Origin of the sequence: Paractinoplanes lichenicola, from assembly GCF_016785085.1 — a bacterium.
In the GTDB taxonomy this organism is placed as follows: domain Bacteria; phylum Actinomycetota; class Actinomycetes; order Mycobacteriales; family Micromonosporaceae; genus Actinoplanes; species Actinoplanes lichenicola.
Map to the genome: position 1 here is coordinate 318491 of NZ_JAENHO010000006.1, position 14571 is coordinate 333061.

Annotated in this window: 13 protein-coding genes; 4 read left to right on the plus strand and 9 right to left on the minus strand. The window is 71.5% G+C overall.

What is annotated here, in order from left to right; genetic code table 11:
* Positions 1 to 38: 38 nt before the first annotated feature.
* From JKJ07_RS22610 to JKJ07_RS22620, 3 genes are read right to left on the minus strand one after another with little or no spacing between them, the layout of a single operon-like run.
* A complete protein-coding gene (locus tag JKJ07_RS22610) occupies positions 39 to 707 on the minus strand; it encodes an MOSC domain-containing protein (RefSeq protein WP_202993688.1) in 669 nt (222 codons plus the stop codon).
* Complete coding sequence (locus JKJ07_RS22615; protein WP_202993689.1) at positions 704 to 1549, minus strand: GNAT family N-acetyltransferase; 846 nt, start codon at positions 1547 to 1549, stop codon at positions 704 to 706. Before JKJ07_RS22615 ends, JKJ07_RS22610 begins: the two co-directional genes overlap by 4 nt.
* A gap of 47 nt (positions 1550 to 1596) precedes the next feature.
* A complete protein-coding gene (locus JKJ07_RS22620; RefSeq protein ID WP_307834351.1) occupies positions 1597 to 2589 on the minus strand; it encodes an LLM class flavin-dependent oxidoreductase in 993 nt (330 codons plus the stop codon).
* Between the two features lie 69 nt (positions 2590 to 2658).
* Between JKJ07_RS22620 and JKJ07_RS22625 the strand changes: the two genes are divergently transcribed.
* The gene (locus tag JKJ07_RS22625; RefSeq protein WP_236029678.1) at positions 2659 to 4824 is read left to right on the plus strand and encodes an acyltransferase family protein; all 2166 of its coding nucleotides are present in this window, start codon (positions 2659 to 2661) and stop codon (positions 4822 to 4824) included.
* A 36-nt stretch (positions 4825 to 4860) separates the two neighbouring features.
* Here JKJ07_RS22625 and JKJ07_RS22630 read toward each other — a convergent pair whose 3' ends face one another.
* The gene (locus JKJ07_RS22630; RefSeq protein WP_202993691.1) at positions 4861 to 5307 is read right to left on the minus strand and encodes a DUF1707 SHOCT-like domain-containing protein; all 447 of its coding nucleotides are present in this window, start codon (positions 5305 to 5307) and stop codon (positions 4861 to 4863) included.
* 77 nt (positions 5308 to 5384) lie between these two features.
* Between JKJ07_RS22630 and JKJ07_RS22635 the strand changes: the two genes are divergently transcribed.
* Together JKJ07_RS22635 and JKJ07_RS22640 are read left to right on the plus strand one after the other, a co-directional pair.
* Complete coding sequence (locus tag JKJ07_RS22635; protein WP_202993692.1) at positions 5385 to 6035, plus strand: class I SAM-dependent methyltransferase; 651 nt, start codon at positions 5385 to 5387, stop codon at positions 6033 to 6035.
* A gap of 784 nt (positions 6036 to 6819) precedes the next feature.
* On the plus strand, positions 6820 to 7050 hold the full coding sequence (locus JKJ07_RS22640; protein WP_202993693.1) for a winged helix-turn-helix domain-containing protein: 231 nt from the start codon (positions 6820 to 6822) through the stop codon (positions 7048 to 7050).
* Positions 7051 to 7100: 50 nt separating this feature from the next.
* Here JKJ07_RS22640 and JKJ07_RS22645 read toward each other — a convergent pair whose 3' ends face one another.
* Positions 7101 to 8357, minus strand: a complete 1257-nt coding sequence (locus JKJ07_RS22645) for an MFS transporter (protein ID WP_202993694.1) — start codon at positions 8355 to 8357, stop codon at positions 7101 to 7103.
* A gap of 152 nt (positions 8358 to 8509) precedes the next feature.
* Positions 8510 to 9427: a zinc metalloprotease HtpX gene (gene htpX / locus JKJ07_RS22650; protein ID WP_202993695.1), complete on the minus strand. Its 918-nt coding sequence runs from the start codon at positions 9425 to 9427 to the stop codon at positions 8510 to 8512.
* A 74-nt stretch (positions 9428 to 9501) separates the two neighbouring features.
* On the opposite strand from htpX, the gene JKJ07_RS22655 reads away from it, so the two are divergent.
* Positions 9502 to 10626, plus strand: a complete 1125-nt coding sequence (locus tag JKJ07_RS22655) for an MFS transporter (RefSeq protein ID WP_202994023.1) — start codon at positions 9502 to 9504, stop codon at positions 10624 to 10626.
* Positions 10627 to 10686: 60 nt separating this feature from the next.
* On the opposite strand, the gene JKJ07_RS22660 is transcribed toward JKJ07_RS22655, so the two are convergent.
* The 3 genes from JKJ07_RS22660 to JKJ07_RS22670 all read right to left on the minus strand — a co-directional run bounded on the left by JKJ07_RS22660 (position 10687) and on the right by JKJ07_RS22670 (position 14541).
* Entirely contained in the window at positions 10687 to 11478 is a 792-nt protein-coding gene (locus JKJ07_RS22660) for an alpha/beta fold hydrolase (protein ID WP_202993696.1), read from the minus strand.
* 106 nt (positions 11479 to 11584) lie between these two features.
* Positions 11585 to 13048, minus strand: a complete 1464-nt coding sequence (locus JKJ07_RS22665) for an NADH-quinone oxidoreductase subunit N (protein ID WP_202993697.1) — start codon at positions 13046 to 13048, stop codon at positions 11585 to 11587.
* Positions 13045 to 14541: a complex I subunit 4 family protein gene (locus tag JKJ07_RS22670; RefSeq protein WP_202993698.1), complete on the minus strand. Its 1497-nt coding sequence runs from the start codon at positions 14539 to 14541 to the stop codon at positions 13045 to 13047. The genes JKJ07_RS22665 and JKJ07_RS22670 overlap by 4 nt, the downstream gene beginning before the upstream one ends.
* Positions 14542 to 14571: the final 30 nt, after the last annotated feature.

Below are 14571 nucleotides of genomic sequence, written 5' to 3' on the forward strand. Positions count from 1 at the left end.
AGGAAGCCCTCGACTCCGTTCGAGGGACTTCTTTGTTCTCAGGCCGTCGCCAGCCGGCGCTCGATCTCTTCCCGCAGGTCGCTCGGCAGGGCCTCGGCCACCAGCAGGCGCGCGAGCTCCTCCTTGCGGTGCATGTAGATGTCGAACGCCTCCGAGACGCCGATGCTCGTCGCCGGCCGGTGCACGATCTCGATCGGGTCGCCCACGCGCAGCGGGCCGGGCGTGATCACGCGCAGGTAGGTGCCCGTGCGGGCCTCGCGGGCGAACCGCTTGAGCCACTGCTTCTCGCCCATCTTGACCTGGAACGTGGAGCACGGAATTCGCCCGAACGTGGGCTGGAGCTCCAGCACGTCGCCGACCCGCCAGACCTCGCCGATCCGGGTCTCGTTGAGGTCGAGGCCGACGGTGGTCATGTTCTCGCCGAACATGCCGGCGGGCAGCGACCGGCCCAGCGACGCCTCCCACCAGTCGTAGTCCTCGCGGGAGTACGCGTAGACCGCCTGGTTGTCCCCGCCGTGGTTCTTGACGTCGCCGATCGGGTCGCCGACCACGCCGCTGTGCAGGCCGGTGGTCTTCGGGCCGGGCGCGCGCACGTCCACCGCGTGATCGACCGGCAGCTTGTCGATGCCGGTCAGGCCGCCGTTGCGCTTGGCCGGGTTGGGCCGGGCGACACCGACGTTCACCGAAAGCACCTTGCCGTCTGTCATCTCGTGAACTCCACGATCACTCGATCCTCGACCGGGCGGAAACCCAGCCGCTGATACAAAGCATTACTGGTCGGGTTGGCCAAGTCTGTGTTGAGCACGACATCGCGGGCCCCGGAGTCGAGGGCCGCCTGCGCCGCCACCACGGTCACCGCCCCGGCGTAGCCACGCCCCCGGCGTACGGGCGGGGTGTAGACGATCTGGACGCGGACCATGCCCGCCTCGGGGCGCGACGTCATCGCCATCGCCACCGGCAGCCCGTCGTCGTCCCAGACCAGCACACCCCCGTACGCGAGCCGGTCGTCGATCGCCGCCAGCGGGTCAGCCGGCCGGCGCTCGCCGATCTCGTCGTGGAACGCGAGCAGCCAGCCCTGCAGCAGCGAGCGGTCGTCCGGCCCGGCGTAGCGGGCGTGCCCGGGCGGCGGCTGGGCCGGGAAGACCAGCGACTCCAGCCGGTAGAGCCGGGTTCGCCGGACGACCTGGGTGCGCACCCCCGTGCGGCTGCGCCAGCCCGCGGCGAACCCGTCGACGGCGTCCGCGGTCAGGTTGGCCCCGGGCAGCTGCCGGCCGTTGAGGGCCAGCACGGCCGCCGGCACGGCCCGTGGCGGCAGCTCGCTGAACATCATCGGGTGCGGCGGGGTCTGCAGCAGCACCGCGGTGACCTTCGCGGCCGGGGTGCTCCACCAGCCGAAGACCGGCTCGGCCAGGCCGTACGCGTACGGGCCGCGCCTTTGCAGGGTGGCCAGCACGGTCAGCAGCGTGGTGTGCTCGATCGGGCGGGAGCGCAGGAAGTCGCCGGCGGTGGCGGCGAAGGTGTCGACGTCGTCGGTCAGCTGCCAGCTCATAGAGCGATCATGTCGTCGCTACGCGTGAGCGCGCGACCCCGCGGAGCTTAAAGCCCCCAAGCCTTCGCTATTCGGGCAAGGGTGTCCTGCCGGGTCGCCGGGTCGTAGACCGTGCCCGCGAGCATGACCTCGCGCGCGCCCGTCCGCTCGACCAGCGCGTCGAGGCCGGCCACGACCTCCTCGGCCGTGCCCGCGTACTGGGTGCCGGGCAGCGACGGGTCGAGGTCGGTGGCGTTCTCGGGGGCGACGATCGGACCCAGCCGGCCGGTGCGCAGGCTCTGCACCATGACCCGGCTCGGGCCGGCCAGGAACTGCGCCTCCGCGGTCGTCTCGGCGGCGATCACCGAGGCGCTGACCATCGGGTACGGCTCGGGGAACCGCTCCGAGGGCTGGAAGCCGGCCCGATAGAGGTGCAGGGCGGCATCCACGTCCGAGCCCATCGCGAAGTGATACGCGTAACAGAAGGGCAGCCCGAGGGCGGCCGCGACCTGAGCCCCGTACGTCGAGGAGCCGAGCATCCAGACCTCGGGAAAGCTCTCCGCGACCGGGGTGGCGCGCAGCCGGGCGACCGGGCCCGGGTCGATCCGGTCGTCGCCGAGAAGGGCCAGCACCGCCCGCAGATGGTCGGGAAACTGCTCGACGGTCAGATAGGGGGAGACACCACGCAAAGCGGCCGCGGTCGCCTGATCCGTGCCGGGTGCGCGACCGATACCGAGGTCAATTCGTCCCGGATGCAGCGCTTCGAGAATGGCGAACTGCTCGGCGACCGCGAACGGCATGTGGTTGGGCAGCATCACGCCACCCGATCCGACCCGGATCGTTCTGGTTTGTGCGGCCACCGAAGCGATCAGGACGGGAGGCGCCGTCGAAGCGACGGCAGGCATGTTGTGGTGCTCTGCTACCCAGAACCTTCGATACCCGAGCTCGTCCGCGGTGCGCGCGATCGCGATCGTGCCCCGCAGAGCATCGGCGCTCGAGTGCCCTTCACGGACCGTGGCCAGGTCAAGAACGGACAGTGGAACACGTTCGATCAAGGTCACATTTCGACCCTAGCGCGAGCCGGTTCAGGTCGACCCCGGCCCAGCTACTGAGTATCTTGTGCGGCGACCATGAATTATTCAGTCCATACCCCCATCGTCGGCCAGCGGCCCCCGTCCTCGACCGGGGACGCCCAGGGCTCCGGGGCTCCCGCAGCCCCGCCGCGCGCTCAGGGCCCGCACATCGGGTTCCGGCCGGACATCGAAGGCCTTCGTGCCATCGCGGTTGTTCTCGTGGTGCTCAGCCACGCGGGCATCAGCACCTTCGCCGGCGGCTACGTCGGTGTGGACGTCTTCTTCGTGATCTCCGGCTTCCTGATCACGACGCTGCTGCTCAAGGAGCTGGGCAAGACGGGCACGATCTCGCTGCCCGGCTTCTACGCCCGGCGCGCGATCCGGCTGCTGCCCGTCTCGACCGTGGTGCTGGTGGCCACCGTCGTCGCGGCGTGGCTCTGGCTGCCCGCCACCCGGTTCAAGTCGATCTCGCTGGACGCCCTGTTCAGCACGTTCTACGGGATCAACTGGCGGCTCGCGTACGAGGGAACCGACTACCTCAACGCCACCGCCGCGCCCTCGCCGCTGCAGCACCTGTGGTCGCTCGCGGTCGAGGAGCAGTTCTATCTGATCTGGCCGCTGCTGCTGCTCGCCGTCTGGGCCGGGCGCCGGGCCAACCGGCGGGCCCTGTTCGCGCTGAGCGCCCTGGTCGTGGTCTCGCTCATCGTCAGCGTGCAGCAGACGACCAGCGCCGCGCCGTGGGCCTACTTCGGCTCGCACACCCGCGCGTGGGAGCTGGGCATCGGCGCGCTCGTCGCGGTCGGGGCCGGCTTCCTCCGCCGTACGCCCAAGGCTCTGGCCGCCGTGCTCACGTGGGGCGGCCTCGTGGCCGTCGTGATCGCCGCCGTGACATTCGACGAGGCGACCGCCTTCCCGGGCTACCACGCCCTGCTGCCCGTGCTCGGCACCGCCGCGGTGATCGCCGGCGGCACGAGCGCCGAGGGCTGGGGCGCCGGCAAGCTGATCGGCACCGGCCCGTTCCGGTTCATCGGCAAGCTGTCGTACGGCTGGTATCTGTGGCACTGGCCGGTCCTGATGATCTGGCCGGCCGCGTTCGCGCGCGACGCCAGCATCAAGACCAATCTGATCTTCGCCGTCGCCGCCCTCGGCCTGGCCTGGGTGACCTACCACACGGTGGAAAATCCGGTCCGGACGCGGCCCGGGCTGCGCAGCCGCGCCCGCAACGGCCTGGCGCTGGGCCTGGTCCTGTCGGCCTCGGCGGCGATCTTCGCGCTGATCATCGGGCAGTTCACGCCGCCGCTGCCGGCCGGCCCGGCCGCCGCCGACACCCAAGCCGAGGTGGCCGCCGCGGCCGACCCGCAGGCCCGGATCACCGAGCTGATCACGGCCTCGCTCGGCGGCGAGAAGCTGCCCAAGAATCTGAACCCGAAGGTCACGGACGCCGGGGCGCAGAGCCCGCAGATCTACGACGACCAGTGTCACTTCAACTACACCCAGGTCGAGCAGAACCGGGAGTGCGTCTACGGCGACCCGGCCGGCGCCAAGACGATGTATCTGATCGGCGACTCGCACGCCGCCCACTGGTTCCCGGCGGTCGACGACGTCGCCAAGAACAACGGCTGGAAGCTGGTCGCGCTGACCAAGGCGGCCTGCCAGCTGCCGCAGGTGCTGACCTACAACTCGGCCCTCAAGCGCAACTACACCGAGTGTGTGACCTGGCGCGACCAGATCGTCAAGCGGGTCGCCGACGCCAAGCCCGACCTGCTCGTGATGGCCTCCAACGACCTCGACAACGGCGGCATCGTCGGCGAGGACGGCCAGATCATCCCGCGCGCCGGCGCTGAGGACGACCCGGTCTGGGTCGCCCGCTGGAAGCAGACCTGGGCCAAGTTCAACGGCATCCCTAAGGTGCTGCTGCAGGACACGCCGTGGCCGGCCGAGGACGCGCCCGAGTGTGCGGCCGAGAACGCGCGCCGCCTGGCCAAGTGCGACCGGCCGCTGACCCGGGCGATCGCCGAGAAGAACCGCCGCGAGCTGGTGGCCGGGGCGGCCCGCACGGCCGGCATCCGCGTGATCGACCCGACGCCGTGGTTCTGCGACGCGACGAAGTGCCCGATCATCGTCGGCAACGTGCTGGTCTACAAGGACAACAGCCACATGACGCTGGCCTACGCCCACGCGATCTCGCCGCTGCTCGACCGGGCGCTCTTCCCGGCGCGCTAGCTCAGCGCTGGTCGGTGCTTTTTCCGGCGCGTTAGCTCAGCGCTGGTGGCGGATCACCTGGACGCCCACGGTCACCGCCGCCAGCGCCGCACCGGGCACCAGCATCCAGACCGGCCACGGATAGACGTCGTCGGTGCCGATCGCGACCAGCCCGTAGACCACCAGATTGACAACCGTCAGCGAGGCCCAGATCGTCCACAGCACCAGCATCGCCGTGGGCAGGCGGCGGGCGGCCCGGCGTTGCTCGGCCTCGTGCCGGGCGCGCACCTCGCTCGCGCTCAGCCCGGGGCGGGGCAGGTCGGTCAGGAGCATCAGCAGCTCCTGATAGGTCTTCGACGAATAGGCCAGGGCCACCCGTTCGTCGTATTCGTGCAGGGTGAGCCGGCCCTCGTCGAGCGCCGTCTTGAGCTGGTCGGCGACCTTCTGACGATCCGCGTCGGCGGCCCGCATCGTCTCGATGTCGGCCCGGACCTCTTTCGCCATCGATCGCTCCTTTACGCGCCCCCGTCGATCGGGTCAGGCTATCCGAGCGGCACGATCGATCGGCAGGGGGAATAACCATGAGATTGCGCCTCGAGAACGCCGGTCCGACCGGCTACGACGACGTGGTCGCCCGCAACCGGGCCTCCTATGGGGAGAGCGAGGCGACCCGCCGCGACGCCCACCCCAAATCGGCCTGGAAGATCGACGAGCGGGCCGCCTTCCTCGACCGGTTGCGCGCGGCCGACGCTCACACGTTGCTCGAGGTCGGCTCGGGCACCGGGCAGGACAGCGTCTTCTTCCAGGAGGAGGGGCTCGAGGTCACGGCGGTCGACCTGTCCCCGGCCATGGTCGAGAAGACCAAGGCCAAAGGCATCAAGGCCCTCGTACGCGACCTGATGGCGCTCGACCTCCCCGCGGAGTCGTTCGACTCGGTCTATTCGATCAACACCCTGCTCCACGTCCCGAACTCCGAACTGGACGCGGCGCTCCGGGCCATCCGGGCCGTGCTCGTCCCCGGCGGCCTCTTCTATCTGGGTGTCTTCGGCGGCGACCAGGAGGAGGGCATCGCCGGCGAGGACCAGCACGTGCCGCCCCGGTTCTTCTCGTTCCGCTCGGACCGGCAGCTGCTGGAATACGCGCGGGAGGTCTTCGAGGTGCTCGACTTCCACGTCTACGACGATCGGGCCGGCATCCGCTTCCAGGCCCTGACCCTGGTCAAGCTGGCTTAGCGGCCCAGCGCCTCGCTCAGGCAGGCCATGGCAGCTAGAAGATGACGCACGGGCCGCCGGGACGCGAGCGGGCGCCAATAAGGCGAGAGTGGCTTACTTGTTCACAGGTTGCACAAATTGCCCGTCATACCTTAAGCAGCATCTCGATCTCGTGTCGAGCGTCGGAGACCTGGGCTGCGAGGTCGCGGGCGATCTTCAAGGGACGGCGGTTGCCAATCTTGCACAGGACCGCACTAGGTGCGTTGCGCTGTCGAGGGTGCCGCCTAGGAGGTCCAGGGCAGACCCGTCACGGTCTGGTCGACGACCTTCCGGTTCTGCCGCCGCGTTGTGTGCCGCCGCTCTTCTGCGAAGGGCTTCGTTGTCGACACGGTCAACGAGTTCAAGCAGGTGTCACGCGATCGAGTGACACTGCACGAAAGAGGCCCACGGTCAGCGTTTGCGCTGGCCGAGGGCCTCTTCCTCTTCGAGGGCGCCGTCTTCGGGAACGTGAAGATCGAATTCTCTGGCGCTTGAGCCGCCGATGCGCAGATGCGGTCCTGCTCTTGACCGGCGATCTGGCATCTCGTTGTGCGTGCGCCTAACTTGTCCAGAAGGCAAAGGCCCGGAGCGCTATGACTGCCCGGGCCTTCGTCTTGACCACGGGCGAACCACTAAGAGTCGCCTCGCTGTCTGGGTCGCCTTAGCGCCAACCGAGGAGACCTATGGGAAACCTCCCACAACTAGCGTTGGGTAGTCAAGAGCTAGTCGTAGGTGGTCTACTCGGCATGCCAACCGAGGAGACTTCGTGCCACCGCGTTACCGATATGAAGAGATCGCCGATGACCTGCGGAAGCGGATAGAGGTCGGGGAGTTTCCGCCTGGGTCACGTCTCCCGAGTCGGCGGGAACTGACGGCTTACTACGACGTGACGGAACCCGTCATTGATCGTGCGATGCAGATTCTGCGGGTTCTGGGCGTAACAGAGACCCTTGCCGGCGTAGGCGTTTTCGTACGTGACGCGCCGGGCGAGGCGTAGGCGCGACTGAGCCGATCAGTCGCGCCTACGCCTCGATCAGTTATCCCGGCTTAACGGCCCAGGGCCTCGCTCAGGCGGGCCGTGGCCAGGCGGTCGGCGCGGGCGATCGAGCCGTGCGGGACGGCCGCCACCACCGCGGCCACCATGAGGACGGCCGCGTTGAGGGCGAACGCCCAGCCCAGGCCGCCCGGCTGGTCGACGATCGCGCCGGCCACCGCCCCGCCGGCGGCGCTGCCGGCCACCGAGACGGTGACGACCCAGGTGTACGCCTCGTTCAGCATCGCCGGTGGGGTGAGCCGGCCGACCAGGTTGGTCTCGACGGTCAGGGCGGGGGCGATCACCGCGCCGCCCAGCACCAGGGCCACGCCCAGCCAGAGCGGGCTCGGCATGAAGGCCAGCACCAGGAAGCTCAGCGAGACCGCGCCGAGCAGCCACGCGAACTGCCGGGGCAGCTCCATGGCCGGGCGCCGGGTGCCGAACCAGATGCCGCCGATCGCGCTGCCGACACCCCAGATGCCCAGCAGCACGCCGCCCAGGCCGTCGCCGCCGCCGTGCTGGCTCGCGTAGGCCGGGACGATGACGCCGGCCGCGCCGAACCCGATGCCGAGCGCGATCACGCAGACCAGCAGGGCCGGGAAGCCCGACACCTTGAGCGGGCCCAGCCCGCGCGCCGTGTCGTCGCTCTCGGGCCGGTGACGGCGGCGCATGACCGGCAGCCGCGAGATCCACAGGGTGCCGAGCAGGGTCGCCACCGCCGCGCCGAGCAGGGCCGCGGCCGGGCTGGTGACCACGACGAACGCCGCCACGAGGATCGGGCCGAGCACGAAGACCAGCTCGAAAAGCGAGGTCTCGGCGGCGATCGCGGCGCCGCGCAGGTGATGCTGCCCGCTGCCGGGCTCGGTCATGTCGGTCCACGCGCGCCGGATCGCCGCGGACAGCGGCGGATAGGTGGCGCCGGCCACGGCCGCCAGCACGAAGATCCAGGGCAGCACCTCGGCCCCGCCCCGGCTGGTCAGCACAAGGGCGACCAGGGCCACCGGGTGCAGGACGGCGGTGGCGGCGAGGATCGGGGCCGGGCCGATGCGGTCGGCCAGCCGGCCCGCGACAGGGCTCAGGGCCGCGCCCGCGAGCGCGTAGACGCCGCCGGCCAGGCCGGCCGCCGCGTAGCTGCCGGTGGCCTGCTGCACGAGCAGCAACAGGGCCAGCGGGGTCATGCCGATCCCGAGCCGGGCCAGGATGCCCACGCTGAGCAGGATCCGCCCGCCCGGCAGCTGCCAAACGCCCAGATACTGACGCAACGCGGTCACTGTGCCCGCCTCCTCCACCAATCGGTAACGCTTGTTACGGTTCCCCGACCCTAACGCCGGAGGCCCGCACAACACGACCGAAATATGGGGGGTGGTGTCCGGAAACACAGCGAGGGCCGCCCTTGCCGGGGCGGCCCTCCTGGTTGGACGGATCAGCGAACGTACTGGATGGCACCGGCCTGCTGACGGAGCCGGGCGACCCGCTCCGCCATCGGCGGGTGCGTCGAGAAGAGCTTGGCCAGGCCGCCGCCCCGGAACGGGTTGGCGATCATCAGGTGGGCCGCGCTGGTGAGCCGGTTGTCGGCCGGCAGGGGCAGCCGCTGCGCCCCGTAGTGGATCTTTTCGAGGGCGCTCGCCAGGGCCAGCGGGTCACGGGTCAGCGTGGCGCCGTCCGCGTCCGCCTGGAACTCGCGGTTGCGGCTGATCGCCAGCTGGATGACCGAGGCGGCCAGCGGGCCGAGGATCAGCATCAGCAGCAGGGCGGCCGGGTTCGGGCTGTCCTCGTCGTCCGACCCGCCGAACGGCAGGAAGATCGCCAGCTGGGCGAACATCGTGATGATGCCGGCCAGGGCGCCGGCCACGCTCGAGATCAGGATGTCGCGGTTGTAGACGTGCGACAGCTCGTGCCCGATCACCGCGCGCAGCTCACGCGGGCTGAGCAGCCGGACGATCCCCTCGGTCACGGCCACCGCCGCGTGCTGCGGGTTGCGCCCGGTCGCGAACGCGTTGGGCTGCGGCGTCGGGGAGACGTAGAGCCGGGGCATCGGCTGCCGCGCCGCCTGCGAGAGCTCGCGCACCATCGCGTACAGCTCGGGGAACTGCGCCTCGCTGACCGGCTGCGCACGCATCGCCCGCAGGGCCAGCTTGTCCGAGAAGAAGTAGGTGCCGGCGTTCATGGCCAGCGAGATGAGAACCGCGAAGACCAGACCGCCACTGCCGCCGAGCCAATAGCCGGCGCCCAGGATGAGGGCGGTCAGCAGACCCAGCAGAGCGGCCGTCTTGAGGCCGTTGTGATGGCTGTGCAACAGGGACTCCTTAAACGGGTGACCCGGTAGGGCCACGCATCCCATAGAACGTCGCTCACCTGGCGATTCATCCCGGTCACGCTGTGAGTTGGCTGAGCCCGTACGGTGTCCCGGTGCGGATGTGGCCCCTCTACGCGGCAGGCTTCACGACGGCCTTCGGCGCCCACGCGATCGCGGCCAACATCGGCGGAGTCACCTCGCTGATCATGCTCGGCGCCCTGCTCGCCCTCTACGACGGCGCCGAGGTGTTGCTCAAGCCGGTCTTCGGCAGCCTGGCCGACCGGATCGGCCTGCGCCCGGTGCTGCTCGGCGGCCTGATCGCGTTCGCCGCGGCGTCGGCCGTCTATGTGCTCGCCGACGACCCCGGCTGGCTGTGGGCCGCCCGGCTCGGTCAGGGCGCGGCCGCCTCGGCGTTCTCCCCGTCGGCGTCGGCCCTGGTGGCCCGGCTCAACCCGGCGGCCAAGCACGGGCGGGCGTTCGGCTCGTACGGGTTCTACAAGTCGATCGGCTACACGCTGGGCCCGCTGCTCGGCGGCGTGCTGCTCTGGGCCGGCGGCCTGTGGCTGCTGTTCCTGGTCATGACGGCGATGGGCATCGCGGTCGCGATCTGGGCGGCCGTGGTCGTGCCGCGGGTGCCGCCGCTGCCCAAGACCCGGCAGACGGTGGTCGACCTGGCCCGCCGGCTGGCCGACCCGGCGTTCCTCGGCCCGACGAGCGCGCTGGCCGCCGCGACGGCGGCCCTGTCGGTGGCCGTCGGCTTCCTGCCCGTGCTGGGTCGCGAGGCCGGGCTGGGCACGATCGCCACCGGCGCCGCGGTCTCGGTGCTGGCCCTGTGCGCCGCGTTGGTGCAGCCGCGCACCGGAAGGGCGCTCGACGAGGGCCGCCTGACCGCCCGGACCGGGGTGTTCGCAGGCCTGCTGCTGACCACTGCCGGCCTGGCCGCGGTGGTGCTGCCGGGGCTGGCCGGCATCCTGGCCTCGGCCGTGCTGAACGGAGTGGGCACCGGACTGATCACTCCGCTCGCCTTCGCCGCCCTGGCCGCCTCGACGCCCGAGGCCCGGCTGGGTCAGACGATGGGGACCGCCGAGTTGGGGCGGGAGCTGGGCGACGCCGGCGGGCCGCTGCTGGTGGCCGGGGTGGCGTCGCTGGCCGGGCTCACGGCGGGGTTCGGGGTGCTGGCGTTGCTGCTGGCCGGGCGGGCCGTCCTGAGCCGGCCGGGCAGTCGTCAATCGCGGAGTACGTGAGCGGGCCGTCCTCAGCCTGCCGGCCGGTCGGAGAACTCGGAGTACGTGAGCGGGCCGTCCTCAGCCGGCCAGCCAGTCGTAGATCTCCGCGTATGTGACCGGGCCGGGCAGGTGGCCGCCCTCGTAGACGTGTTCCGTCGAGCCGGGGATGTGGTCGAGCATCCACGCGGCGTGGTCGGCGGGCACGGCGGTGTCGTTCGTTCCGCGCCAGATCGCGACCGGCGCCGTGATCGTGGCCGGGTCGAAACCCCACGGCTCGTTGAACGCGAGCGTGTCGTCGACCCAGCCGTCGATGCTGTCGGCGAAGGTGGCCCGCAGCCGGGCCATGGCCAGCGGGTCCTCGCGGGCGGGCGGTCCCGGTTGGCCGATGAACTCGGGCCCGCCCGCGGTGACCTGCGCCATCACGGATCTCGAGTGCTCGACGGTCTTCTCCCGTACGGGCTGCTCCTCGCGCGGCGGCCCGCCCGGCTTGATCCCCGACAGCACCGCGCACCGGGTGACCCGCTCGGCCAGCCGGGCGGCGCAGGCCAGCGCGTGCGGCCCGCCACCCGAGCCACCGAAGACCGCAAACCTTTCCCACCCGTACGCATCGGCCAGCACCCGCGTGTCGTCGGCGGCCCCGGCCACCGTTCGTCCGGGCAGGCGCGTGGAGCCGCCGTAGCCGGGGCGGTCGTAGACGAGCAGGCGCAGCCGGCTGCTCTCCATCGTGGCGGTCACGTCGGGGCGCTTCCACCGGCTGCTCGGCGACCCGCCCTGGAAGATCGCCGGGACGCCGTCGGCGGGGCCGTAGAAGCAGTACCGGAGCACCCGGCCGTCGCCGAGGGCCAGCTCATAGGTGTTGGGCAGCGTCACGACAGCGCGCCTCTCTCGTCGGCCAGTCTCTCGTCCGCCAGTCTCACGTCCGCCAGTCTCACGTCCGCCAGTCTCACGTCGGCCAGTCTCTCGTCGGCCGGCCGTTTCATGACAGGGCGTCGAAGAGCAGTTGGGGGGCGAAGCCCAGGACGACGGCTGCAACGGCGGCGGTGATCAGGGCGGCCGCCACCGGGCGGGTCAGCGGGAGGCGCGGGTGGGTGGCCGCCTCGAGCAGCTCCGGGTCGGCGACCGCGATGCCGACGCGCGGCGGGGCGGCGTAGAGCAGGGCGGCGACCCGCACGTAGTAGGCGAGGGCGATCACGGCGTTGAGGGCCACGATCACCGCCAGCCAGGTCTGGCCGCCGTCGATCAGGGCGTCCACGATCGTGACCTTGGCGAACAGGCCGGCCAGGCCCGGGGGCAGGCCCGCCAGCCCAGCCAGGGCCAGCACGAGGGCGGCGCCCAGCCACGGGGAGCGGCGGGCGGCGCCCCGGTAGGAATCGATGTCGCCGCCGTCCTCGCCCGGCGGGCGCAGGGCCACCACCACGGCGAACGCGATGAATTCGAGAACCACGAAGAAGACCGCGTACGCGGCCGCGGCCCGCACCCCGTCGGCGCCCAGGGCCAGCGGGGCCAGGATGTAACCGGCCTGGGCGATCGAGGACCAGGCGAGCAGCCGGACCATGCGGGTCTGGCGCAGCGCGACCAGGTTGCCGACCGTCATCGTGAGCAGGGCCAGCAGGGCGGTCAGGGTCGCCGCGTCGAGGCGGGTCACGATCGCGGCCAGGGCCAGCACGCCGCCCAGCTTGGAGGCCGTCGACAGATAGGCGGCGACCGGCAGCGGAGAACCCTCGTAGGTGGCCGGGGCCCACGCGTGCAGCGGCACGGCGGCCACCTTGAAGGCCAGACCGATCACCAGCAGGGCCACGCCGGCCTGGGCGACCGGGGCTGTGGGGCCGGCCCCGTCGATCAGGCGGTCGAAGTGCAGGGCGCCCGTGGCGGCGTAGTTGAGGGCCGCCCCGAGCAGCGCGATCGCCGTGGAGACGACGCTGATCAGGAAGAACGTGACCGAGGCGGACGCGGCCGAGGTGGTCACCCGCTCCCCCGGCGCGAACCGGCGCAGGCCGACGAGCAGATAGAGCGGCAGGGTCAGTGTCTCCAGGCCGACGATCAGGGTGATCAGGTCGCCGGCGTAGCCGACCACGACACCGCCGGTCATCGAGGCGGCCAGCAGGAAGCAGAACTCGCCGGCCGGGGCCGTGCCGAGGCGCAGCGCGGGGATCGACAGGGCGAGCACGCCGACGGTCAGGGCGGCGAACACGACCGCGGCGGTGGCGGCCAGCGGGCTCGGCACCCACGAGCAGGCGCCGCCGGTCGGGTCGCAGAACGTGCCGGCCCGGAAACCGGTGAAGATCGCGGCGACCACGGTGGCCAGCCCGCCTGCGCCCAGGGCGGCGAAGACGGCCGTACGCCGGGCGAGCAGCAGATCGGCCAGCAGCACCAGCACCGCTGTGCCGGCCGCGGCGTACAGGGGAAGCAGTGAGATGTGGTCGACGGCCTGCGCCTTCATCGGAGTGCCTCCGTCAGGGCTCGCACCGGCGCGCTCGTCGCGGCCAGCACCAGCGCCGGCGCGACCCCCACGGCCAGGGTCAGCGCGGCCAGCGGCGACCAGGCCAGCCACTCGGCACCGGTGATCTCCGAGGGCACGCTGCCCTTGGCCGGGCCGTGCGTGACCTTGCGGAGCAGGCGCAGGAAGTACGCGGCGGTCAGCGCGCCGCCGATCGCGGCCAGCACGGCCAGCGTGACCCAGAGGCCGCCGCCCCGCTCGACCGCCGCGACCACGGCGAACGCCTCACCCCAGAAGCCGGCCAGGCCGGGCAGGCCGAGCGACGCGATCGCGGCGAAGCCGAGCAGACCGGCCAGCCGCGGCGCCGACTCGCGCAGGCCGCCCAGGTCGGCCAGCTCGCCCGTGTGGGCCCGGTCCTTGATCGCGCCGGCCAGGAAGAACAGCAGGCCGGTGATCAGGCCGTGGGCGACGTTGCCGAGCAGCGCCGCCTGCAGGCCGGTGGCGGTCAGCGTGGCGATGCCGAGCAGCACGAAACCCATGTGGCCGACGCTCGAATAGGCGATCAGGCGCTTGAGCTCGGTCTGGCGCAGGCAGATGAGGGACCCGGCCAGCACAGCGGCGACGGCGAGCACGCCCAGCACGGGGGCGGCCCACTCGGCGCCCAGCGGCGTGACCCCGACCCCGATCCGGATCAGGCCGTACGTGCCCATCTTGAGCAGCACGCCGGCCAGGATCACCGAGCCGACCGTGGGGGCCTGGGTATGCGCGTCGGGCAGCCAGGTGTGCAGCGGCCAGAGCGGGGCCTTCACCGCGAACGCGATGGCGAACAGGGCGAACGCGCCGTACTGGACCGAACGGCTCAGGCCCGCGCCACCGGTGAGCTGCGCGATGTCGCCCGTGCCCGCGGTAACGGCGACCAGCACCACGCCGAGCAGCAGCAACACCGAGCCGAAGAGCGTGTAGAGGACGAACTTGCGCGCGGCCCGCCGCCGGTCGGGACCGCCCCAGCCCGCGATCACCGCGTACATGGGGAGCAGGACGACCTCGAAGAACAGGAAGAACAGGATCAGGTCGAGGGCCAGGAACGTGCCCAGGATCCCGGTCTCGAGGACCAGGAGGAGAGCCACGAGCGTACGGCCGGGGCCGCCCTCGGGAACCTTGCGGACCGTGTACGCGCAGCAGAGCAGGGTGAGCAGGCCGGTGAGGGCGATCAGGGGGTAGGACACGCCGTCGACGCCGAGGTGGAAGTCGAGGCGCAGGGCGGGGACCCAGGAGAGGTCGAGCTCGGCCCAGGGGCGTACGGCCAGGGGGTTGACCGAGTAGGACGACCAGGCGTCGTCGCGGGCGAAGGGCAGCACGACGATCGGGATCAGCGCGGCCGCGGCGAAGATCGTGCCGGTTTTGCGGGCGGCTTGATCCTGGGTTTTCGGCATGAGCGCGAGAACGGCCGCGCCGAGGGCCGGGATGAGGAGCACTGCTACTAGGGCCACGCTCATGCGGCGGCTCCTCGGACGGCGACGAGCGTT

What these genes read in the sequence shown, in the direction of transcription:
- JKJ07_RS22615 (WP_202993689.1), bottom strand. Translation starts at nt 1,549, where the DNA reads ATGAGCTGGCAGCTGACCGACGACGTCGACACCTTCGCCGCCACCGCC.
- JKJ07_RS22665 (WP_202993697.1), bottom strand. Translation starts at nt 13,048, where the DNA reads ATGAAGGCGCAGGCCGTCGACCACATCTCACTGCTTCCCCTGTACGCC.
- JKJ07_RS22625 (WP_236029678.1), top strand. Translation starts at nt 2,659, where the DNA reads ATGAATTATTCAGTCCATACCCCCATCGTCGGCCAGCGGCCCCCGTCC.
- JKJ07_RS22635 (WP_202993692.1), top strand. Translation starts at nt 5,385, where the DNA reads ATGAGATTGCGCCTCGAGAACGCCGGTCCGACCGGCTACGACGACGTG.
- JKJ07_RS22630 (WP_202993691.1), bottom strand. Translation starts at nt 5,307, where the DNA reads ATGGCGAAAGAGGTCCGGGCCGACATCGAGACGATGCGGGCCGCCGAC.
- htpX (WP_202993695.1), bottom strand. Translation starts at nt 9,427, where the DNA reads ATGGGATGCGTGGCCCTACCGGGTCACCCGTTTAAGGAGTCCCTGTTG.
- JKJ07_RS22610 (WP_202993688.1), bottom strand. Translation starts at nt 707, where the DNA reads ATGACAGACGGCAAGGTGCTTTCGGTGAACGTCGGTGTCGCCCGGCCC.
- JKJ07_RS22670 (WP_202993698.1), bottom strand. Translation starts at nt 14,541, where the DNA reads ATGAGCGTGGCCCTAGTAGCAGTGCTCCTCATCCCGGCCCTCGGCGCG.
- JKJ07_RS22655 (WP_202994023.1), top strand. Translation starts at nt 9,502, where the DNA reads ATGTGGCCCCTCTACGCGGCAGGCTTCACGACGGCCTTCGGCGCCCAC.